We start from the raw sequence: 20,731 nt of genomic DNA on the forward strand, positions 1-20,731 counted from the left end.
GAGGCTTACAATGGTCTAGTAAACTTTTTGAGAAGGTGTGCTTAATGACAAAACGTATTAAAGGTTCATGTACCACAGTTCTGGTTGGCAAGAAAGCATCGATCGATGGCTCAACGATCATCGCGCGAAACGAAGACGGCGCCGCGCCGCTAAATCCGGAAAAATTCGTCTTCGTCAAGGCGGCGGACCAACCCCGGCATTATCAAGCGGTCTTGAGCAAATTCAATCTAGATTTGCCGAACGATCCTTTGGCCTATACCTCCACGCCGGACGCGGTTTCGGGGCACGGCACTTGGGCCGCGGCAGGGATCAACAGCGCCAATGTGGCAATGACCGCCACCGAAACGATCACCTCAAATTCGCGGATTTTGGGCGTGGACCCACTGGTTGACGCTGGTTTGGGCGAAGAAGACATGACCACGATCACCCTGCCCTACATTCACAGCGCGCGGGAAGGCGTTCTGCGCTTAGGCAGCCTTTTGGAAAAATATGGCACCTACGAAATGAACGCGATCGCTTTTTCCGACAAGGATGAAGTCTGGTACTTCGAAACCATCGGCGGACATCACTGGGCCGCCATCCGCATTCCCGATGACGCCTACGTGATCGCGCCTAATCGCCTGAACATCGATCAATTCGACTTCGCCGCCGACAACACCTTGTTTGCCCACGACCTGCCCGATTTGATCGCGACTTATCACCTGAACCCCGATCCCGACCAAGTCAACCTGCGCCATATTTTTGGTAGCAGCACCATTAAGGATACCCGCTACAACAACGCCCGCGCGTGGTACGGCCAAAAGTATTTCAACCCTGAACGCGTGCAGGACCCGATCGATCAAGACCTGCCCTTCATTTGTCACACCAACCACAAGATCACCATTGAAGACCTAAAGTTCGTCCTCAGCTCCCACTATCAAAATACCCCCTACGACGCTTATGGCACCGGCACTGACGCCCAACGGAAGCAGTTTCGGCCGATCGGGATCAACCGTAATCAGGAATTACACATTTTGCAAATCCGCAATGATGTGCCCGCCAGCATCGCCGGGATCCACTGGCTGGCGTTTGGTCCCAACACCTTCAATGCGGTGGTGCCATTTTACGCCAACGTGACCGACACCCCAGCTAGCTACCGCGGCACCGGCGAATGCGATCCGTCCAAGGCTTACTGGCTCAGCAATGTCCTGGCGCTGATCGGCGATAGCAACTTCGGCCTTTACGAAGACCAAGAGAACCTCTTCGAAGAAAACACCGTCGCCGCTTGCCGGCATTTGCAACACGAAACCGACGCCCAAGCCACAGCGCAATCCGATCTACCCGCCTACCTGACCGCCGTTAATGAAAAAATGGCCGCGATCGCCATGGCCAACAGCAACAAGTTGCTGGGCCAAATGTTGGCGCTCGGCGAACCACAAATGAAATTACAGTTCACATTGCACGATTAACCAGAGTGCGGAACACAACGAGTTGACTTTGAGCATTAACCTAGCTAGGATTTTGGAGGCTGGTCTTAGCCTCCAGAAGCCTAGCGTAGTTAAGCGCAGAAGTCAGTTGTGTGGAGCACGTTTCAAAACAGAGTGCGAACCGACCTGGGTAGCTTCTGAGCATTAACCTAGTAAAAGTAGATTGGCCGTAGCTTGCGCTGCGAAATTCGGGGTGAGCTCGCTGTGGGCGCTGTTTTGAGCCAATCCGCAAAGTGCGCGGCTTGTCTCAAAATCAGGCCTTGACCTAAGCGGTAAACCGCTAAACGTGTTCACCGACCTAGCTTCCTCCGCTTAGCTACGCAACTATTCCGGAGGCAAGGCCCAGCCTCCAAAATAGTTGCTAGGCTAATGCTCAGAAGCTGACCAGGTCGGCTCGCACTCTCAACCATTTCACGGCGATCTCACCCCGAATTTCTCCGCTCCAGCCGCTCAACGTTTTAACAGCCGTTTGAGCACTCACGCCGACCAGCAGGCTATTGCTAATTGATGGTGAACCACGCCATTGACGGTCGTGGTTAGTGGTTACCAGCTTTAAATTGGTGACACCAGTACAGTCTGTCTGATGAACTGGCCTAGTTCTCAGCGAATCAGTTTGATTGGTCGGTTTCCACCCACGAATAGTCAAAGAAACAAGTAGAGATGTTCAACCAATGCAAACTGTACCAACCAACAAATCTAAATCCGTTGGCATTGCCGTGCCACCTCAAAAATGGGCGATTGTTTGACCTCTAGCTTGCAAAAGCACTTTGTCAGATATCCAGCTTCGATTGCAGATAAGCAGATAGCTGCCTAGCAACCGGGTCGGGCCATGCGGCTCAGCAGTGAAATTATTCTTTGCGGCTTTGCCGCTTAGAATAAGGCTCGATTTTGAGACAAGCCGCGGGTTTTGCGGATTGGCTCAAAACGATGCCCACTGCGTTCCAGCCGCACAAATGGCCCGACCCGGTTGCGTCCCCATCCAAACCCAACTCCTCTGCCATCAAGCGAAAAATCATGAATAGAACCCAGTTGCGCTCACGCGCAACACCCTCCGCCTGCAATCCATGCAACTCAAAAAAATTCGCCGATCAATTAAGATCGACGATTTTTTTATTCAAAGAACGTTATCAGGGCAACTGCTTGACCATGGCGGCGGTCAGGTGGTACTGATCACCATACATGCGCCATTGTAACGGTAATTTCAATTGGAAGTTGCCGGCCTTGATCAACTGCCGCTGGACCTGCAGCCGCGACAGATCCTGATGGGCCGTTTCCGCCAACATGACCGGTTGGCGCGCGGCTAGAAAGGCTTTGAGATAGGTGGCTTGCTTGCCACCTTGGGCAGGTGTTGGGGCCTTTCTCAACGCGGCGGCGCGAATGCCTTGGAAGCTGTCGGTCTCCGCCTTGGTTCCGGGGCCATGGACCACCAACGCGTCGTAATAAAGGTACTGACCTAAGGGGGACAGGCCGTCGCGCTGGGCGTAAGTTACGGCGGGATCCAGATATTCTTCGCGGACGATCTCGTTTTGTGCCTGGATCATTTTGGAATCTTGGCTGGCTTGCCGCCAAGCGCGGACAAAAGGTTTTCCCAAACCACGATGTGATGCCGTACCATTGACCCGGCGCAGCGCTGACAGGTATTGGGTCAGCTTATTCTTAGGGGCCAATTTTTGGTAGCGCTGAACCACTTGGAGCAGATCGCCGGTGCCGCTGGTGAAGCCGATGATACCTGCAGTGTAGCCGCGGCCATCGCCGATGTCTTCGATGTAGCGGTAGGCAGACTGATAAGCGGTCGTCGAGTTTTCGGCGCTGGCGACCAAGGCGAAGGTGATCTTGCGCAAGCGGCCGCTGGCAATCGTCGGCGGCGTAGTCGGATTGGCGCTGGCTTGAGTTTGACTTGAACGATCTGTGCCAGACCGACTTTGATTTGAGCGATTCGCTTGGGCTTGACGCTGGCGTGGGCGATTGGTGTCGGAGCAATCTGTGTCGGACTGATCAGTGTCGGTCGGCATTTTGGTCGGCGCGCCGCATCCGCTCAAGCCTAGCAGCCAACTGCCGCTAACGAGCAACGACAACAGCACCCATTTAACGCGACGAATTTTGCTCATCGGGGCTTTGCCTGTTGGGGCCAATGCAACGCCAGTGTTGGCCGTGTTGCTTGTGGCAATTGTGCTTGTGGAGCCGGCGGCAAAGATGGCGCGGACGCGGGGAATGCGGAAATACCGCCCGTGGCCGCTTCACCATTCGCCGGAGTCGTCGCTAAAATCGCCGCCAGATCCGCTTGGAAAATCGGCGTCCACAACTGGCGGTACCCCAATTGGGTTGGATGAATGCCGTCATACATCGCCAGTGGCTGGGCTTGCGTCCAGGCCGTCACCGTGGGGTCGCTGTTCAAATCGATCACGGCGAACCGCCATTTGGCTTGCAGATGATACAATTCGCTGATCAATTGCTGATAACGCGGTTCAGTTCCCATGATGACACAGGTGTAAAAAACCAACGGACAATGCCAGTGCTTCTCAACATACGCGCAAATGGCCTCAATTGCGCCCAAAGTCGTCGCTGTCGCAAAATCATCCCGTTGACTAGCCGGGGTGATCTGCCCCAGCGCTTTGCCCTGACCCAGATCATTGGTCGACAACTGGCAAACAAACAGATCCAAGGGTTGCTCCAGGGGTAATTCGCGTTGCAGGCGAGCCCAGTAGCTATCGGCGCTGGGTCCGGCCAAGGTAGTGCCGCTGACCGCCAATTTAGTGGTGATCACGCCGGCGCCAGTTTGCAAGTAATCTACGAAGGAAACGCCCAACGATGCGGCGCCATAGGTGATTGACGAGCCTAAGAAAGCGATCCGCCGACCCACTAGTGGCGACGCAACGTCTAGCGGCAAGGTCGCCGGAGCGAAGCCGGCCGCATTGCCCGGCGCTTCCGCGGCCCAAGGGCTAGGATGCTGGCGGCGCTGGCGTTGTGGTTGCCGCTGTTGGCGCTGACGGCGTGATGCTCGATTCGCGCTGGTGGCGGCCGTTTGGAACCAGCCGCGTTCCTGCTGGGCCGTCCATTTTTGTCTAGGTTCGGTCAAAGCAGTTCTAGATATTGCCAAATTCATCAGACTTCTTTCAAAATTATTCTCAAAATCATTCTTCTAAAATCGCTACTTGAATTTTTCGGCGAATTTTTTGAATTGCTTTGATTGCAGGTGGGAGTGCGTGAACGCAACCGGGTCGGGCCATTTGTGCGGCTGGAACGCAGTGGGCATCGTTTTGAGCCAATCCGAGACCCACGGCCTGTCTCAAAATCGAGCCTTATTCTAAGCGGCAAAGCCGCAAAGAATAACGTCACTGCTGAGCCACATGGCCCAACCCGGTTGCTAGGCAGAATTGAGCCTATCTGCAATCGAAGCGAAGGATTTGACGTAGTGCTTTTGCAAGCTAGAGGTCAAACCCATCACACTTTTGGTGGTACAGCAATGCCAACCGGTTTGGATTAGTTGGTTGGTACAGTTTGCGTTGGTTGAACATCTTTACCTGTCCCCTGAACAATCCGTGGATAAAAACCGATCAATTCAGCTGATTCACTGAGAACTAGGTCTATTCATCAAACAGACTGCACTGGTATCGCCAATTTAAAGCTTGTAACCTCTAACCACGGTCGTCATTTGCGGGGTTCCTCATCACTTGGCAATAGCTTGCCAATCGGCGGGACTGCTCAAACGACTGTTAAAACGTTGAGCCGCTGGAGCGGAGCGTGTCGTTGAAACGTGCTCCACACAACTGACTTCTGCGCTTAACTACGCCAGGCTTCCGGAGGCAAAGCCCAGCCTCCAAAATTCTGGCTAGGCTAATGCTCAGAAGTAATGAAGGTCGGTTCACACTCTGGCGTTGGTGGTTCGTTTGTTCGTTTGGCGGAAGGTCGGGCTGGGGGTGAGTCAGCCGCGATATTATTCTTGGCGGCTTTGCCGCCTAGAATAAGGCCGAGCTTGAAGATTTTCGGTGCACTTCCGAAAAGCTTCAAGTCGTGCCCGCCGCGTTCCACCACCCCCAGCCCGACCTGGAGCCTTACCACATCTGCCCACCACCAACGCCACGCGCAGCTCAAGCTGCGGCCAATCTACTTTTGTTTAAATAGACTCCACTTAAGACCTTTCCGCTCAAACCGGCCGTCTGGCTCATGTTTTGCGATCCAGCCATGATTGGATCAAGGTTTCATATTCATTTAGAAGCTGTTCCTGTTCAACAAATTTGCCGAACAGATGGATCGAATCCAATTGTTGACGTAGTAAAGGCTGCTTGATGGGGCAATCGCGACTGCGCCGGGAATCAGTTTTGCCATAGAGCGCCAGCCAGCGGGCCACATTACTGACACTTTGCAGCGCTAAGAACGTGGTGATCGGCGTTTGCTGGAGTTCACCGAAAAGATGATCAGCCATTCTGATTCCCGCCTGATCCAAGTCACCTAAATAGGCGAACTGCACGCCCCGCACCTCTAAGTTCCGCATTAGGCGCAAATAGGTCGCGTTGAAGTCATTGCCCTGCTGATCGATCAACGGCCAAGTGGGGTGATGGGCATGAAGCCAGACGAAAACGCCGTTATTTTCAATGATCACCGCTTTTTGCTGGCGCAGTGGGAAGGTCAACAGCGCCGGTAATTGCCAGGGGTTCAGCGACAAAGGTTGGGGCAAGTCCGTTGCGAACAGGTTGGCGCAAACAAAAGCCATTCCAATCAACTTCGCCGACATTTCTCGGACCTGCTCTGGTTGAAAATAATGGGTCAGGATCCATTGGTAATACCGATACAGGGGCGGATTGCTTTGGGGATCATTCAGTTCATGGGCGGTCAAGCCGGCCTCCACCGCTTGTTGGCCACGGGGCGGCAACACTTTGCCAGCCGCCAATTGGTCAAACAACGGCGCTAACTGGCCGGATTCAGCTGGCGCGTCCTGGCCCGTCTGCGCCGTATAAAACATTTGGTAGGGATCCATTAGTCAGCCTCGCTTTTGCGCCAGATCAACGCTGGCTGAACGATATTGGCATAGTAATTCCCATCATTACGCCGCGGCGGCGCAATCACTTCATAAACCAAATTATCGACCCCATCCGCCAGAATTTTGTTTTGACCGCCGCTGGGCATGGTGGCGATGAAATTGAAGCCGAAATTCGCGATGGTTTTCGCGAAGGATTTCGCGGTTTCCGGGTCTAACTTGTCCGCAAATTCATCAAACATCACCAAGTAGGGCGCGTCTTGCTGGCGGGCGCGGCGCAAGATCATTTTCGGAACCAACAGCAGCGGCAACACCATGGCCTGGGCTTTTTCCGCGCCGGAACCACCTGATTGAACGAACTTGTTGTCGACTTCTTCATAGTCGCCTTCAGCGCTTTGGCGGCGTTTGATCAGCACCTTGAAAGCCGACCATTCCCGGGTATCCAATAATTCTTGGGCCCTCGCCGTGAAAGCCTCAGGATCGGCGGCGCCCTCGGTATCATTGGCCAATTGATTCAAGCGTTGCGCCACTTCTTGTTGCAAAAGCGGACTAGTCGCGCCAGTTTGTGGGCTCAACACCTCATCGATCAGTGCTTGGCTGACCGTCACGGGAGTCAAAGCGACCTTGAGTTTAATGCTTTGCTCATGGGTAAACCCTTGGGCCAGCATCTGATTATAAGTGGCGATCAAACGATACTGATCCTCGATTTTAGTGGTGGCGCCGGCCAAATAAGTTCGCTTCGCCAAGTCATTATTACTCGTTCGCTGATCCAACGCGCGCTGCACATGGACCATATCCGTTGCCAGTTTTGCCAAGGCTTCATTCAAGTCAAACGCCACCACGGTCATTTCCCCCGCGCTGATGCCGTGGGTACGCATAGCCGCGGCCACCGTTTCATAGCCCAATTCAGTAAAAATCACATCCAAGGCTTGGTCATTGTTGGCCTGATCTTGACCTTGACGCGTGGGCGCGTCCAATAGTTGACGGATCTGCTCACTCAATTTACCAAAAGGATGGGTCCGCACCTCACTACGGTGTTGTTGGACAAAGGCAACGGCCGCCAACAAATCAGGTAAGGTCACCTCCATCGGATCAAAAGGCGCAATCGTTTGTAACGCTTCCTGCCCGGTAGCAGTCAAAGCTTGCGTTCGCGCCGTCAACCGTTGGACTTCACGTTGGGCATTGGCGACTTTCTCTTCTTGCTGGCTGATTTGATTGCTTAACGCTTGCAGTTGTTGCTGTAACTTACGCCGTTGATCCAGCGCTTTGTCTAACTTCGGCGCCACTGTCTGATCGAGGACCAGTCCAGCTAATTGTTGCTGGAGGTCGGCCAACGCCGCTTGCAACTTGGGCACGTCATAATCAGCCGACAAACCAGCGCGGGTTTCCGCCAGCCTTTGGTTAACACTAGCTTGTTCCCGTTGCAGTTGTGCTTGCGCCCGTTGACTTTTGGCCAGCTGGTCCGCCGCTTGTTGCAAGTCGCTTTGTTGCGCTTGGAGTTGTTCGAAAATGGTGGCATGCTGCCAGAGATAGTCAAAATCCGCTGACTCCTGCGCCAACGCCAGCTGTTGATCGCGCAAGCCCTGGGCCGCCTGATCAATGCGCCGGGCGCCATGCTGATGGATCCGCTGATTATCTTGGTGCAGGCCTTCGCGAACTCGCGTATACAGCGGGGATTGGGCCCGATTGTCGATGGCTTGATCCATTTCTTGACTCATCCCGTGAACCAAGGTCACATCTTGATTGGCCCGGTTCGCGCTTTGTTCCAGCGCTTGATATTCCTGCTGGCGCCGCCGTTGTTGCACCAAATATTCCGCTAAACGCGGCGCCAAGGCGATATCATCGGTATTGTTGGTCAAGATCTCCGTGAGCTCCGGCAGATTAAGCGCCCGACCATTGATTCGCGCTAAAACTTGCTTCAAGGCCGTGGTCGCGACTTGACCCACCTCAGCCTCCGTGATCAACTGCTGGGCCAATTCCGCCTGCCGTTGCTGATATTTCTCAATCAAAACCGCTTGCCGCTGGGCGCTCGCTAATAGTGCTTGGGTCGTCTTGATTGTCTGCTGACAATTTCGCCGTTGTTTTTGCAAATTGTTTTGCTGGGCCAATGCTTCCTGTAACGCCGCGATCTTCGCTTCCAACTGGACTAATTGCGGTTGCAAAATCGTCCGTTGCTTCGTCAACTTGGTGATTTTCTGGTCCGCTGTGGCGGCCTGTCCTCGCCACTGATCCAACTCTTCACGCAACTGGCTGAAGGGCTGCAAGTAAAGTTCGTTGATCCGGTTCAAATTACGCCAAAACAATTGCTTCTTCAGTCGGTTCAACCGGCTCTCCGCAAACTTGATCCGGGCCAATTTACGCTTAGTTTGGTTAACTTCCCGCTGAGTTTCAGCAACTGTATTAATGAAGTTGGGATCAATGCCTTCTTGGGCGTTTTTCAAAGCGGTCAAAATCGGCGCGAACCGGCCGTTACCCGCGGTGAGGATCGGCGAGGCTAAAATGCGATAATCCGCCGCCAACCGGGTCAGATCCTGGCTGTCAGTAAAGCCGTAGATTTTAGCTGCAACAAAGCGTTGGTACTCACTGTTCTGCTCGAAAACGTGCAGTTGCTCGCCCAATTCGTGATTGGCCGCAACAAACTCGGTCTGATCCAAGCCCTGACCCTGTTCATCCGTCGTCACCAAATTCAAGTGGGCGTGAGGGTCGGAACTCAACACCACAAACCACCAAGTCGGCTTGCGCGGATCCCCCACCGCTCGATGCGCGCCTAACCCCAAAATCACTTGGCGATAGCGGGAGCGCAACACTTGATAGACATAACCAGTCCGAACTTTCATCGCCCCCGGACCCCAACCCAGTAACATACTTTCAAAAGTTCGCGCGTCTTGTTGACTACTCCGGGGCGCGCTTTGCTTCTCTAGCCGATCGAAATTCTTCTCTGGATTAAAGGAAGGTGTCGCGATGGACCCGTTGACCAGCATGGGGAAGAAACAATTCGCCAAGGTCGTCTTGCCCACCGCGTTCTCCCCAACCAGGGTCAAATTACCATTAGCCGCGGCTTGTAAGTCGAGACTGGGATACAAATTAAATTGACGTAAATGGAAACTGATCGGCACTAAATGTTCCGCTAAACTCATCGGGACTCCTCCTTAAAAACGTGTTCGCTACGCCAGGCTTCCGGAGGCTAAGCCCTGCCTCCAAAATCCTAGCTAGGTTAATGCTCAAAGTCAACCCGTTGTGTTCCGCACTCTGGCTCAAAATGTGTTCGCCAACCTAGCTTCTTCCGCTTAGCTACACAACTATTCCGGAGGCATAAACCAGCCTCCAAAATAGTTGCTAGGCTAATGCTCAAGCGCTAACCGGGGTCGCTCGCACTCTGGTCTGTCACCGCAAAGCGACTGGCCAAAATCGTTGGCACCACAAAACCAGCGTGTTCTTGGGCCAGGCCGTTGGTCAACAACGCCTGCTTAACTGGCGTCGTGCCCCCTTGATAATGAGGCAACACCCGGGCAGCCACCGCGTTGATTCGCGAACTCAGCGCCGCCACGGGAATTCCGGCGCCTAAAGATTGGGCCACCGCAATCGCTAAAATAAACGGTTGTGCCGTGCTCGGTTGGCGCTGACGATCCAGCAACAAGGCATAGTCCTGACCCATTTCCAGCTCAAAACGGCCTAACTGCGCCCATTGCGCCGCGATCTCGGCCTGATGTTCCCGCAAAAACGGCCACAATTCCGGCGCAGTCCGGGGACTTAAGAATTGTCGTAATAACAAGGCTTGATTGACTCGCTGCCCTAGACTTAGTTTTGACGCCACAGATGGGTTCACGAGCCGATCCACCAAGCATTGGGCTACCTGATTGAAATTCACGTCAACGATCCAATAATCATCAACTTCCTGGGGATCGCTGGTGGCTGGATCCACCATTTCAGGCACACCAGCAACGAACAAGCCCATTTGGTCCACGAACAGTTGACTGATCACCCCGCGAATCTGCCACTCACTGAGTTCCACCACCTCGCTATGGACCTGGCGAATGATCGTCCGAGTAGCTACCGCCCGATCTTCAAGATTATTTTGTAATTCCGGCAAATTGATCACGGCTTTGAGCGTCGCCAACAAGACATGGACGGCCGCTGGCTCCAGACTATCAGCTCCGAATAAGAAAGCGAAATTACCTTGATATTGCGTCGGGATCACGCCTAACAACTCTTGCAAAAACGAACTGATCCGTTGTTGAGTCAACGGCTTTTTGCTGGCATTAGCGGCGTCGATTTGGCGCTGAGGCATTTTGGGGGTAGTGCCATTGGTGAAAACCCCTTGATCAAACAAGGTGTTGATGATCATGCGCTGGTTTTGATGGATCTGAACCATTTGTCGTCCTCCTTTATTTCACCAAATCGTTCCCAGTCCAAGTTCCGTCAGCCGCGCTCACTCCGCCAACCAAAGCGCGAAGCCCGCGGGCAAGAAGGCGCTATAACTTTCACCGCTGACTTGCAACCGGATCACACCCGTCTTAGGCAAGGCCTGCACCTTTTTCACGGCGCGGCCAAAGGGAGTGAAGCTCTCATAATGTTGATAACCGGTGGCTTCATACAAATGGATCACCACATCTCGCGCCAACTGGGTGCTGAAAACCAAATCATGATCAACCCGACCATAGTCCGCCGTTTGCAAGACTAACCGCTTGAACTCGGCCAAACCCCGAACACTGTCCGAGACCACCGCCGCTGGCAAAACCACCTGCGGATTATCCGCCTCCGTGGCGACCGCCCGCGTTTTGGTCTGCGCCTGATAACGGACTGGTCCCATGGTAGTGGCGTTCAACAGATCGGCTTCGTCTTCCACGGCGCGATCCAAAGCCAGATGTCGGGGCAGGGGCGCACTGATGCTCACCGTTTGATACTGCCGCATTAATTGATCCAGCTGACTGGTCAACTGCTTCACATCAACGGTCTGCCGTTGGATATGCTCATATTCCTGACTCAAGATCTCACCTGCGCCCATGATGGTTTGAAACAGGAAATAGACCGTGTCCAAACTGGTATCGATCGCGCTACTACTAAAGTCAAAACTCAAAACCAACCGCTGCAATTCGCGGCGCACATAGGCCTGCATTTGTTGCGACTTCAACACCAGCGCCTCACTTTGCCGCAACGCGTGGCTCACATCTAAATTATCGCGACCTTGTTGGCTCAACGCCACTTGCTGGGCAAACGTCGTCGAATGGACCAATAACCGCAACCGCGGACCCTGGTCAATCAATTTCTTGAAGGCGGGCACCGCTTGTCGCTGCAACATTTCCTGTAAATGGGCCGCCAACTCACTGCCATGATTGAAGGCCAAGTCGTTGGTCACCTCATCTAGATCCTCATCTAACTTGTGCATCCCCTTCATCACATCGGCGTAGGCCACCAGCATATTGCTGAAATCATTGTATAGTTGGGTATTGCCCGTTTCCAACACCGGCTGGCTGAGTCGTTTGACCAAATCACAATACTCATCGATCCGGGTAATGTTTGCAGTGACTGTGTTCTCTGCCTCCACCACCCGCTGCATCATCGTCAAATACTCGATGCCACTGCTGGTGATGCGATAAACCCAAGATTGGGCAGTGTGCGCGGTGCCCTCAGAAAGATAGCGCCGAACTTTGCGGGGCGCGGATTCAATCAAATGAGCCTGTTGCTCCAACACGACGAGGACTTTCTTCAAAACAGCCTCAGTGACCGGTGTTTCACCGGCGGCCTCATCCAAATAAGCGTCATTATATTTCTGGATCAGCAAATCCAAAGTAGTCGCCTGATTACTGCGACCGCCATCATGATAAAGAATCGTCAGGATATGCCAGCCCGCCAAACGATGATTTTGACTCAGGCCTAGATTACTCGCTAATAACAGCGCCTTTAACGCTGGTTCGATTTGAACGGCGATACCGGCCACCTCCTCATGCAAAATGTCACCAAACTCAATCATACCAGTTTTTGACCAACTTTTTTTCCGGAACTTTTCAGAAAAATGGGGCCGAGAAAATCTCACGGCAAAACGCGCGTAAAACTTACCGCCTCAACCTAGATGCGTGAGCGCCCCAGTGGAACACCTACTGATCATCAGTCGCCTCAGTCAACCGTGCCGCGCTGAACAGGCAGTCCGCCGGCGAGTTGCTGTAAGCACCGCGTCGCAAAGCGCTGGGCCAAATTCGGCGTCACAGTCGCGGTCCACAGCAGCTGCCCTTGCGTTTGGTAGGCTTGCAACGCAGCGGCGATCAACGGCCGAAATTCCGGCGCGCAGTGTTGTAAGCCCCAGCGACCGCCGCCAGCCTTGGACAAGATCAACCGCTGTTGCTGATAAGCCAGGACCCGGCAAAGGTTCAAGGTCAAGTACAGCGGTGCTTGCTGGATCTCTGCGGAGGCGGCCGCCACATCAGCGACGATGCTGGCCCAATAGGCCGCAACCGGCACGCGGCCGAACACCGTGGCGATCGGCGCCCCGACCAAAACTTGGCCGTAAGATTGCAAGATCGTCAAATGCGCCGCCAAATCAGGATCTGTCCCCTGCATCGTGGTCAAATAACGCTGCGGATCCGCATGGTAAGCCTGCCAATGCGCCGGCGAGAAGTGAAAATCAAAGGGACAGGGGTCCTGAAAATGGCGGACCGCGCCGGCTACCAAAACATGGAACTCCAACCCTTTTGCTGGCGCCAACGGCCACAACTGTTGCAAAGTGACCGTCATCAAGGCCTGCTTTTCCGCCAAGGTCAACGGTCGCCGGACCACAATCAAGTAATCCAAGTCGCTGACCGCCGGCTGATATGACCCCAACACCAGCGAGCCGTGCAAATAAACGCCGACCAGATTCGCGCCGAACAAAGTCAAACTCGTTTGCTTCAATTGGGTCAATAACCGCGCGGTTCGCGGATCCATTTCGCTGGCCATCACCAGCACCTCCTACCTAGCTGAAACTCGGGCTCGAGCGCCAGCGCAATTCGACTCGGCGGCAGTCCCTATCTCAATCATAACGATTTACGCCAAAAAAACTAGCACAATTTTGCCTGTGCTAGTTTCAAAGTTGACTGAATTCATTCGGACCTGATCATATTAACCTAATTGACGATTCTTCTCGGTGGCAGCGTGGACAGCCGCCATCACGATTCCGCGGAAGGCATGCTCTTCCAACACTTCGACGGCAGCAATCGTGGTGCCTCCGGGCGAGCAAACCATATCCTTCAAAACACCGGGATGTTCCTCAGTACTCAACACCATTTTGGCGGCGCCATAGACGGTTTGAGCGGCGAATTCATAGGCTAACTGCCGCGGCATGCCCTCGGCGACCGCGCCATCCGCCAACGCCTCCAAGAACAGATAGACGTAGGCCGGACCCGAGCCGGACAGCCCCACTACAGCGTCGATCAAGTCTTCAGGCACCAATTGCGCGCGCCCGAAACTGTTGAAGATCGCCAACACTGTCGCCTGTTCTGCCGCGGTCACCTGCGAATTGACAGCGACCCCGGCCATCCCGGCGCCGACTAACGCTGGTGTGTTGGGCATGACCCGAACCAGCTTCAATTTCGGATCCAAAACCGTTCCTAAATGAGCTAACGTGACGCCGGCCGCAATCGAGATCAGCAGTTGCTCAGCGCGAAACGACGCGCGCAGTGGGGTCAAAACACGATCAATTACTTGTGGTTTGACGGCGATCACCACGACATCCGCGGTCGCGACCAACTCGGCCGCCGAATTCATGGGTTGCACACCCAATTCTGTTTGTAAGGTGGTCAAGGCGGCTGGGTTCAGGTCATAGACCAAGACAGCATCTGCTGGATAAAGTTGTGCCTTGATCAAGCCGGCCATGATCGCCCGGCCCATATTGCCGCCTCCGATGATGCCAATGGTTTTACTCATAATTTCCGCTTCCTCTTTTCAATAAAATCAAAGAATCAGTAACGCTAAATAATTGGCGACGATGCCCGCAACAATGCCGGCGATCAATTGGGCCACCAATGATGATGTGGTCAATTTCCGGATCTTCAAGGTGTCGGCGATCGACGGGGTCGAAGACATGAACCCGGCCCAGCACAACGCGATGGCGAAATAAACCGTCATATCATGCAAGTTGATCAACCCAGCTTCGGCCATTTGCTTGGCGCCGGCGATTGAGGCACCGCATGCCCCCAACGAAGTCAACGGCAGACTCAACATCTCCCCGTTAGCGAACCCGAACATCGGGGTCAAAATAAACGACAATTTCTCACCGAGCATGGTCAATAAGCCTGTGCCCTCATAGGCAACACCTTTATACACCGCCTGACCATCAACAATCGAGGGGCCATTGGTCAGCATCATCACCAAGGTGGTAAAAATCAGAATCCCTGGAATAATTGACAAGCCTAGATCGACTCCCGCCTTGCCACCATCAAAGGCAGCGTTCAACGCGCGCTGCATTGGCGTGCCTTCACGCACACGCCGATAGCCTTTAGGCGCCTCACTACTGATGGCTTGATTCAAGTACTTCGCGTCCACGTCAGCTTCGACGCCGAACATTTTCTTAGTTTTGTGCATCATGATGCGGTTGCCGACGATCCCGCCGATGATCGCGCACAGTGTTCCCAGCGCCACAGCGGCCGCGTATTTGCCCGCTTGAATGCCCAAGATCCCACCAGAAATAATGATGCCCATCCCGAAAGTCGTCCCGAAGTTGATCATGGTCATCCATTGATACTTCTTGAAATATTTGGCATAGGCCGGATCCTGCGCGACCATAACGATCGCGGCATTGTCTGAGAAATATGTGGTGATCGCGCCTAGCGCAGCCGCACCAGGCAAATTGAATAAGGGTTTCATGATCGGCGCTAACAATTTGTTCAGGAGCGCCGTGACCCCGAATTCAGAGAAGACGCTGGATAAAGTCCCGGCCAAAACCGCCACACCCATAATATAGAACGCCGTATTCAAAATCAGATCATGAGCCGTCTTCATCAGCACACTGAACATCGTGCCAAATCCCATGACACTGGAGAAATAAGTTCCCAAAACGGCGACGAAGGCCAGACAATAAAATGTCCCGCGACTGACCTCTTTGCGATATTTACTACCGTCGACGCCCAGATCATCGATTGGTTTATTTTTGCTGAGCTCCATCGTTGTTCCCTCTACCTTCTCGATTTACGCAAATTCTTGTGACGTTCGTTGAATGATCTCGTCTTGCAAGGCGCGATCCAGATTATTGAAGTAATCACTATACCCGGCGACCCGCACGATCAAATCCTCGTAATCTTCCGGGTGTGCCTGGGCATCCAACAACGTCGCCTTGTCGATCACATTGAACTGGATATGGTGACCATCCATGGCGAAATAACCCCGGATCAGGCTGGCGAGATTGGCCAGACCTTGTTCACCGGCAACCACCGCTGGCGTAAATTTCTGGTTCAGCAGCGCTCCACCAGTCTTCAGCTGATCCAATTTCGCCGCTGATTTGACCACCGCGGTTGGGCCTTGACGATCCGCGCCTTTTTCCGGAGAAATGCCATCGGGCAACGGGATCCCCGCATGACGCCCGTTTGGACTTGCTTGCATCACTTGCCCGAAATAAACGTGGCAAGTTGTTGGCAAGAATTCCACCACCGTCCGCGAACCTTTCGGCGTTTTCCGTCCGGCAATCACGTCTTGCAAGGTATGACTGACCGTGACCAAGACCCGATCAGCGTAATCATCATCATTGCCGTATTTCGGCGTCTGGTTATAAACCAAGTCGAAAGTCGCCTCATGTCCAGCGAAGTCTGCCTGGCAAGCCGCCAAGATTTCTGCCATGGTGACGGTCTGATCCTCAAACACATTCTTCTTGATGGCAACCAACGAGTCAGTAATCGTGGCCACCCCGACGCACTGGATATAGCTCGTGTTGTACCGCGCGCCACCAGCGTTATAGTCGATCCCCTGCTTGATGCAATCGTCGGTGATCACAGACAACAGTGGCACTGGCATTTGATCCATATACATCCGTTCAATCAAGTTATTCCCGGCAACTTTGACATCGACCACATATTTCATCTGTTTTTGAAAGGCGTCATACAACTCTTGATAACTGGTAAAAGTGGTCGGATCGCCCAAGTCTAAGCCCACTTGTTGTTGCGTATAGGCGTCAAAACCGCGGTTCAACACCAATTCGAAAATCTTAGGAATGTTCAGGTAGCCCGTCAGGACATAGGCTTCTTTGCCGGCACAGCCCGTCTCGACACAGCCACTGGCGATCCCGGAATCACGAGCGTCATCCAGACTTTTACCTAAATTCATCAACTCTTGAATGATTGCTTCGGAACTGTAAAACGCGGGTTGCCCCCAGCCTTTACGTGAAACTTTCAAGGCTTCTTTCAAGAAATGCTCCGGCGATTTCTTAGAGATCTGAACGTTGGAGGAAGGTTGCAACAACTTCATTTCATCCATAACTTCCAAGATCAAATAGGACACTTCGCTAACACCCGACGTTCCATCCGGCCGCAACGCCCCGGTATTCAAATTACAAAAATCAGTATAAGTCGCGCTTTCCTTCAAAGTGATGCCAACTTTTGGTGGTGCCGGTTGATTATTGAATTGGATCCACAAATCCTCTAAGATTTCCTTGGCTTCAGCTCGCGTCAACCGCCCCGCAGCCAGATCTGCATCGTAAAACGGCTCCAAATGTTGATCCAATTTGCCTGGTGAGTAAGCGTCCCAGTTGTTCATTTCACTGGTGACCCCAATATGAGTGAACCAATACATTTGCACCGCCTGCCGGAACGTTTGCGGCGCGTGGGCTGGGACCTGATCACAAACTTCAGCCAGCTCCAGCAACTCTTGCCGCCATTGCGGATCCGTTTCGGTCGCCGCCAAAGTCCGCGCCTTTTCTGCGTAACGTTGGCCTAGGATAATCATTCCCTCACAGACCAAGCGCATCCCTTGTAATTCATCCCGCCGTTGCAAGGCGCGCTGATCGCCAAGATAATCGATTTGTGCCAATTCCGCATCAATGCGAGCCATGAAATCCAAATAACCGGTTTGATAGATCTTGCCATCAGCCACCGTGTGCCCTGGTCCCCGTTGCATCAAGAATTCGGTATAGAGGCCAGCGTCAAACAACTTGTGCCATTCCTCGGGCAATAACTGATTCATCCGTGTCATCAAGGCCCGATCATGCCAATAAGGAATGATCGTTTCTTCTTGGATCCGCCGATCTTCCGCCGAAACCTTGAAAAAGACATGTTCGCGATCATTCATGTTGGCAAAATCCGCCATGGTGTGACAGCACAGCTCTGGGAAAGTCGGCGCCGCCCATGGACGTTCACCCTTCTCGCCAACAATAATGCCATGCCGCTCCAAATAAAGCGTCCGGCGTTCCATCATATATTTGAAAGACAAACCGCGAAGCACCGGAGCCGAAACCTTGCCTTCCCATTTCTGATAAGCCTCGGTCAACAGAACCGCCCGTTCCATTGAAATACTCGGTTGATACTGTTTCTCACTGATTTCACGTAGATTCTTGATCCGCTCCGTGGAACCGCGGCGATACGTTGGGGCAACTGCTGATAACGTCATGGTAATTCCTCCTTAAAATTGTCCTGAAACAGGTCATCGTCAAGCTGGTGCAAACAAATTATCCAATGGCAGCCAATCAACCGCCGATTTTCACCGGCACGCCACGCTGCTCCCAGGCTGCCTTGATCGCCGCCAAACGTTCATCGGTGGGCACGGCGAAGTTTTGCGTGCATTCACGCCCTAATTTGCGATACTTATCCCGACCGAAATCGTGATATGGCAACAAACTAACTCGGGCGATCCGAATCTGGTTTTCCTGGACCCAAGCCAGGGTTCGCTGCAACATTTCTTCGGTATCATTCAGATCCTTCAACAAAATCAACCGCAGATCGATCACCGCACCTTGATCACTCAAAAATTTCAAATTGTCGAGAACTTTCTCGTTGCCCGCGCCGGTGTAACGCTGATGCAACTGGGAATCAATGAACTTCAAATCGTAAAGGAACAGATCCGCATAAGGCAAGATCGCCGCCAAATTCTTCTGGGGCACCACCCCACAGGTATCGATCGCCAAATGGATCCCGCGGCGCTTGATTCCCTGAGCCAAAGCCAGCAAATACGGCAACGGCTGCGCCATGACCTCACCTCCGGAGAACGTCACGCCCCCGCCAGACTGATCATAGAAAAGTTGGTCTTGCGCCACCAATTTCACCAATTCATCGATCTCGTAAGTTCGTCCAATCAATTGGGGTACGCCATTCTTATCCAGCATTCGTTCCGCGGTAAATTTCTGACTTTCCGCATTGTGACACCACTGGCACCGAATCGGGCAGCCCTTGAAGAAAATCGTCGTCCTGATTCCCGGACCATCGTGGGTCGAAAACTTCTGCACATTGAAGATCAATGGTTGCTGCATGAAACAGCCTCCTTTTTTCAAAATCATGAAATCAAGCTTGCTGATTCGATAAAACGTTTTCTATTCGTAAGCCACTTGATTTAACTGAATGTTTGTGGTTATTGTGATATAATTATTTTAACAAGCAACCACAGTATAATTCATTCTCATGAAACTATCAAGGTCTAATCGTCGATAATTTCATTTTGGTGTCAAATTTTCAGTTTGACTTGGACGAAGTGGTTGGCGCTGGTTGAAAGTAGGTTGGCCGCAGCTTGCGCTGCGCGTGGCGTTGGTGGTTGGCAGATGTAGTGGGGCTCCAGGTCGGGCTGGGGGTGGTGGAACGCGGCGGGCACGACTTGAAGCTTTTCGGAAGTGCACCGAAAATCTTCAAGCTCGGCCTTATTGTAGACGATAAATCGCCAACAATAATATCGCGCCTGACTCACCCCCAGCCCGGCCTTCCGCCAACTAGTAAACGATCCACCAACGCCAGAGTGCGGAACACAACGGGTTGACTTTGAGCATTAACCTAGCTAGGATTTTGAAGGCTGGTCTTAGCCTCCAGAAGCCTAGCGTAGTTAAGCGCAGAAGTCAGTTGTGTGAAGCACGTCTCAACGCCACGCTCCGCTCCAGCCGCTCAACGTTTTAGCAGCCGTTTGAGCGCTCACGCCGATCGGGCAAGCTATCACCAATTGATGGGGTGCTACGCAATTGACGGCCGTGGTTAGTGGGTGCAAGCTTTAAATTGGTGACACCAGCGCAGTCTGTCTGATAAACAAAGCTAGTTTTCAGTGAACTAACTGAATTGATTGGTTTCCAACCCGAATCCGTTTAAGTAAGTGAGATAATGCTGTCGGCACTATCCGAAATGTGCCAACCTTACGTCCCCGAATTCGTTGATGTTGCAGTACCACAAAAAAATTGGCGATCGTTTTGACCTCTCGCTTGCAAAAATACTTCGTCAAATCCTTCGCCTCGATTGCAGATAGGCTCAATTCTGTTCAGCAACCGGGTCGGGCCATGCGGCTCAGCAGTGAAATTATTCTTTGCGGCTTTGCCGCTTAGAATAAGGCTCGATTTTGAGACAAGCCGCGTACTTTGCGGATTGGCTCAAAACGACGCCCACTGCGTTCCAGCCGCACAAATGGCCCGACCCGGTTGCGCTCACGCGCAACGCCCCACCATACCTGCAATTAAGCTCAGGGAGCTGGGGCGGTGAGCACGTTTCCAGCCGCGACCCACTTGCTTTTTCAAGCAAACTCAACAATAATCAGTATTAACAAGAAATTCGAATGAAAGAGGTTCACACTCATGAATATTGGTGGCAAACTTAAACTCTTACGGACCCAAAATAAAATGACTCTCAAAGCTTTGGCCGAACAAACCGGGATCTCGATCGGTTTTCTATCACAATTTGAGCGGGGGCTGACGACGATCGACGTCACTCACTTGGCGACCATCGCCGCGATCTTCAATGTTTCGATCCAGTACTTCTTTGATGACGATGCCAATGAGGCGCAAGTAATCATGCGCGGTTATGAACCGAAGATCACCAAGAAGTTCAACAAGGCCATCTACAAAACTTTAAGTCCCGACAGCAGTGAGCTGGCCATGGAGCCGGAGCTGATCGAGCTGTTGCCGCGGGAAAACAAAGAGCTCCCCGAGCCTTATACTCACGAAGGCGAGGAGTTCATTTATGTTCTCAGCGGCGTTTTGACTTTGGTGATCAACGATCAAACCTTCAAAATGTATCCAACTGACGCGACTCATTTCAGTTCTCAGCGACTCCACAATTGGGGTAATCAGACGGACGAGATCGTGCGTTTGATCGTGGTTCATACGGGAGCTGGTCAAGAAACCCATCATCCGGAAATCGGTTGAAGCTGCCTC

General features: G+C 52.9%; 18 protein-coding genes and 1 pseudogene. 5 read left to right on the plus strand and 14 right to left on the minus strand.

The annotated features are described in order from the left end of the window. Positions 1–44 precede the first annotated feature (44 nt). A complete protein-coding gene (locus ACYVSB_RS04355) occupies positions 45–1,448 on the plus strand; it encodes a C69 family dipeptidase (RefSeq protein WP_461218565.1) in 1,404 nt (467 codons plus the stop codon). Between the two features lie 162 nt (positions 1,449–1,610). Here the strand turns inward: ACYVSB_RS04355 and ACYVSB_RS04360 are convergent, their stop codons facing one another. Together ACYVSB_RS04360 and ACYVSB_RS04365 are read right to left on the minus strand one after the other, a co-directional pair. Then, positions 1,611–1,760 carry a hypothetical protein gene (locus tag ACYVSB_RS04360; RefSeq protein WP_461218566.1) on the minus strand — a complete coding sequence of 50 codons (150 nt, stop codon included), beginning with the start codon at positions 1,758–1,760 and terminating at the stop codon, positions 1,611–1,613. 79 nt (positions 1,761–1,839) lie between these two features. After that, positions 1,840–2,112: a hypothetical protein gene (locus tag ACYVSB_RS04365; protein ID WP_461218567.1), complete on the minus strand. Its 273-nt coding sequence runs from the start codon at positions 2,110–2,112 to the stop codon at positions 1,840–1,842. Between the two features lie 196 nt (positions 2,113–2,308). Here ACYVSB_RS04365 and ACYVSB_RS04370 point away from each other — a divergent pair, with 196 nt between their 5' ends. After that, positions 2,309–2,488: a hypothetical protein gene (locus ACYVSB_RS04370; protein WP_461218568.1), complete on the plus strand. Its 180-nt coding sequence runs from the start codon at positions 2,309–2,311 to the stop codon at positions 2,486–2,488. Between the two features lie 105 nt (positions 2,489–2,593). Here ACYVSB_RS04370 and ACYVSB_RS04375 read toward each other — a convergent pair whose 3' ends face one another. Next, the gene (locus ACYVSB_RS04375) at positions 2,594–3,574 is read right to left on the minus strand and encodes a chitosanase (RefSeq protein ID WP_461218569.1); all 981 of its coding nucleotides are present in this window, start codon (positions 3,572–3,574) and stop codon (positions 2,594–2,596) included. 206 nt (positions 3,575–3,780) lie between these two features. Beyond that, a pseudogene (locus ACYVSB_RS04380) lies at positions 3,781–4,569 on the minus strand (SGNH/GDSL hydrolase family protein); the annotation flags it as partial. Positions 4,570–4,665: 96 nt separating this feature from the next. Here ACYVSB_RS04380 and ACYVSB_RS04385 point away from each other — a divergent pair. Beyond that, a complete protein-coding gene (locus ACYVSB_RS04385) occupies positions 4,666–4,950 on the plus strand; it encodes a hypothetical protein (protein WP_461218570.1) in 285 nt (94 codons plus the stop codon). 678 nt (positions 4,951–5,628) lie between these two features. Here the strand turns inward: ACYVSB_RS04385 and ACYVSB_RS04390 are convergent. The 10 genes from ACYVSB_RS04390 to ACYVSB_RS04435 all read right to left on the minus strand — a co-directional run bounded on the left by ACYVSB_RS04390 (position 5,629) and on the right by ACYVSB_RS04435 (position 19,578). Continuing rightward, positions 5,629–6,441, minus strand: a complete 813-nt coding sequence (locus ACYVSB_RS04390; RefSeq protein WP_461218571.1) for a DUF2399 domain-containing protein — start codon at positions 6,439–6,441, stop codon at positions 5,629–5,631. After that, positions 6,441–9,578 carry an SbcC/MukB-like Walker B domain-containing protein gene (locus tag ACYVSB_RS04395; RefSeq protein ID WP_461218572.1) on the minus strand — a complete coding sequence of 1,046 codons (3,138 nt, stop codon included), beginning with the start codon at positions 9,576–9,578 and terminating at the stop codon, positions 6,441–6,443. Before ACYVSB_RS04395 ends, ACYVSB_RS04390 begins: the two co-directional genes overlap by 1 nt. A gap of 218 nt (positions 9,579–9,796) precedes the next feature. Continuing rightward, positions 9,797–10,813 (minus strand): hypothetical protein, encoded by a 1,017-nt coding sequence (locus tag ACYVSB_RS04400; RefSeq protein ID WP_461218573.1) that lies wholly within the window; start codon positions 10,811–10,813, stop codon positions 9,797–9,799. A 57-nt stretch (positions 10,814–10,870) separates the two neighbouring features. Further along, positions 10,871–12,412 (minus strand): hypothetical protein, encoded by a 1,542-nt coding sequence (locus tag ACYVSB_RS04405; protein WP_461218574.1) that lies wholly within the window; start codon positions 12,410–12,412, stop codon positions 10,871–10,873. Positions 12,413–12,555: 143 nt separating this feature from the next. Then, the gene (locus ACYVSB_RS04410) at positions 12,556–13,371 is read right to left on the minus strand and encodes an aminoglycoside adenylyltransferase domain-containing protein (RefSeq protein ID WP_461218575.1); all 816 of its coding nucleotides are present in this window, start codon (positions 13,369–13,371) and stop codon (positions 12,556–12,558) included. A 162-nt stretch (positions 13,372–13,533) separates the two neighbouring features. Next, positions 13,534–14,337, minus strand: coding sequence for a pyrroline-5-carboxylate reductase (gene proC, locus ACYVSB_RS04415; RefSeq protein ID WP_125601796.1), 804 nt, complete (start codon positions 14,335–14,337; stop codon positions 13,534–13,536). Between the two features lie 27 nt (positions 14,338–14,364). Next, a complete protein-coding gene (locus ACYVSB_RS04420) occupies positions 14,365–15,573 on the minus strand; it encodes a CD0519/CD1768 family membrane protein (RefSeq protein ID WP_125601799.1) in 1,209 nt (402 codons plus the stop codon). A 24-nt stretch (positions 15,574–15,597) separates the two neighbouring features. Then, on the minus strand, positions 15,598–18,003 hold the full coding sequence (hypD, locus tag ACYVSB_RS04425; protein ID WP_461218576.1) for a trans-4-hydroxy-L-proline dehydratase: 2,406 nt from the start codon (positions 18,001–18,003) through the stop codon (positions 15,598–15,600). Between the two features lie 76 nt (positions 18,004–18,079). Then, positions 18,080–18,859, minus strand: a complete 780-nt coding sequence (locus ACYVSB_RS04430; protein WP_125601804.1) for a glycyl-radical enzyme activating protein — start codon at positions 18,857–18,859, stop codon at positions 18,080–18,082. Between the two features lie 593 nt (positions 18,860–19,452). Further along, positions 19,453–19,578 carry a hypothetical protein gene (locus tag ACYVSB_RS04435; protein WP_461218577.1) on the minus strand — a complete coding sequence of 42 codons (126 nt, stop codon included), beginning with the start codon at positions 19,576–19,578 and terminating at the stop codon, positions 19,453–19,455. A gap of 296 nt (positions 19,579–19,874) precedes the next feature. On the opposite strand from ACYVSB_RS04435, the gene ACYVSB_RS04440 reads away from it, so the two are divergent. Beyond that, positions 19,875–20,060: a hypothetical protein gene (locus ACYVSB_RS04440; RefSeq protein ID WP_461218578.1), complete on the plus strand. Its 186-nt coding sequence runs from the start codon at positions 19,875–19,877 to the stop codon at positions 20,058–20,060. Between the two features lie 92 nt (positions 20,061–20,152). Further along, entirely contained in the window at positions 20,153–20,722 is a 570-nt protein-coding gene (locus ACYVSB_RS04445; RefSeq protein WP_461218579.1) for a helix-turn-helix domain-containing protein, read from the plus strand. Positions 20,723–20,731: the final 9 nt, after the last annotated feature.

The organism is Lapidilactobacillus salsurivasis (assembly GCF_054785215.1).

Excerpts from the sequence above, each read along its gene's own strand:
- ACYVSB_RS04355 (WP_461218565.1), top strand. The coding sequence starts at position 45 with ATGACAAAACGTATTAAAGGTTCATGTACCACAGTTCTGGTTGGCAAG.
- ACYVSB_RS04375 (WP_461218569.1), bottom strand. The coding sequence starts at position 3,574 with ATGAGCAAAATTCGTCGCGTTAAATGGGTGCTGTTGTCGTTGCTCGTT.
- ACYVSB_RS04390 (WP_461218571.1), bottom strand. The coding sequence starts at position 6,441 with ATGGATCCCTACCAAATGTTTTATACGGCGCAGACGGGCCAGGACGCG.
- ACYVSB_RS04395 (WP_461218572.1), bottom strand. The coding sequence starts at position 9,578 with ATGAGTTTAGCGGAACATTTAGTGCCGATCAGTTTCCATTTACGTCAA.
- ACYVSB_RS04400 (WP_461218573.1), bottom strand. The coding sequence starts at position 10,813 with ATGGTTCAGATCCATCAAAACCAGCGCATGATCATCAACACCTTGTTT.
- ACYVSB_RS04405 (WP_461218574.1), bottom strand. The coding sequence starts at position 12,412 with ATGATTGAGTTTGGTGACATTTTGCATGAGGAGGTGGCCGGTATCGCC.
- ACYVSB_RS04410 (WP_461218575.1), bottom strand. The coding sequence starts at position 13,371 with ATGGCCAGCGAAATGGATCCGCGAACCGCGCGGTTATTGACCCAATTG.
- proC (WP_125601796.1), bottom strand. The coding sequence starts at position 14,337 with ATGAGTAAAACCATTGGCATCATCGGAGGCGGCAATATGGGCCGGGCG.
- ACYVSB_RS04420 (WP_125601799.1), bottom strand. The coding sequence starts at position 15,573 with ATGGAGCTCAGCAAAAATAAACCAATCGATGATCTGGGCGTCGACGGT.
- hypD (WP_461218576.1), bottom strand. The coding sequence starts at position 18,003 with ATGACGTTATCAGCAGTTGCCCCAACGTATCGCCGCGGTTCCACGGAG.
- ACYVSB_RS04430 (WP_125601804.1), bottom strand. The coding sequence starts at position 18,859 with ATGCAGCAACCATTGATCTTCAATGTGCAGAAGTTTTCGACCCACGAT.
- ACYVSB_RS04445 (WP_461218579.1), top strand. The coding sequence starts at position 20,153 with ATGAATATTGGTGGCAAACTTAAACTCTTACGGACCCAAAATAAAATG.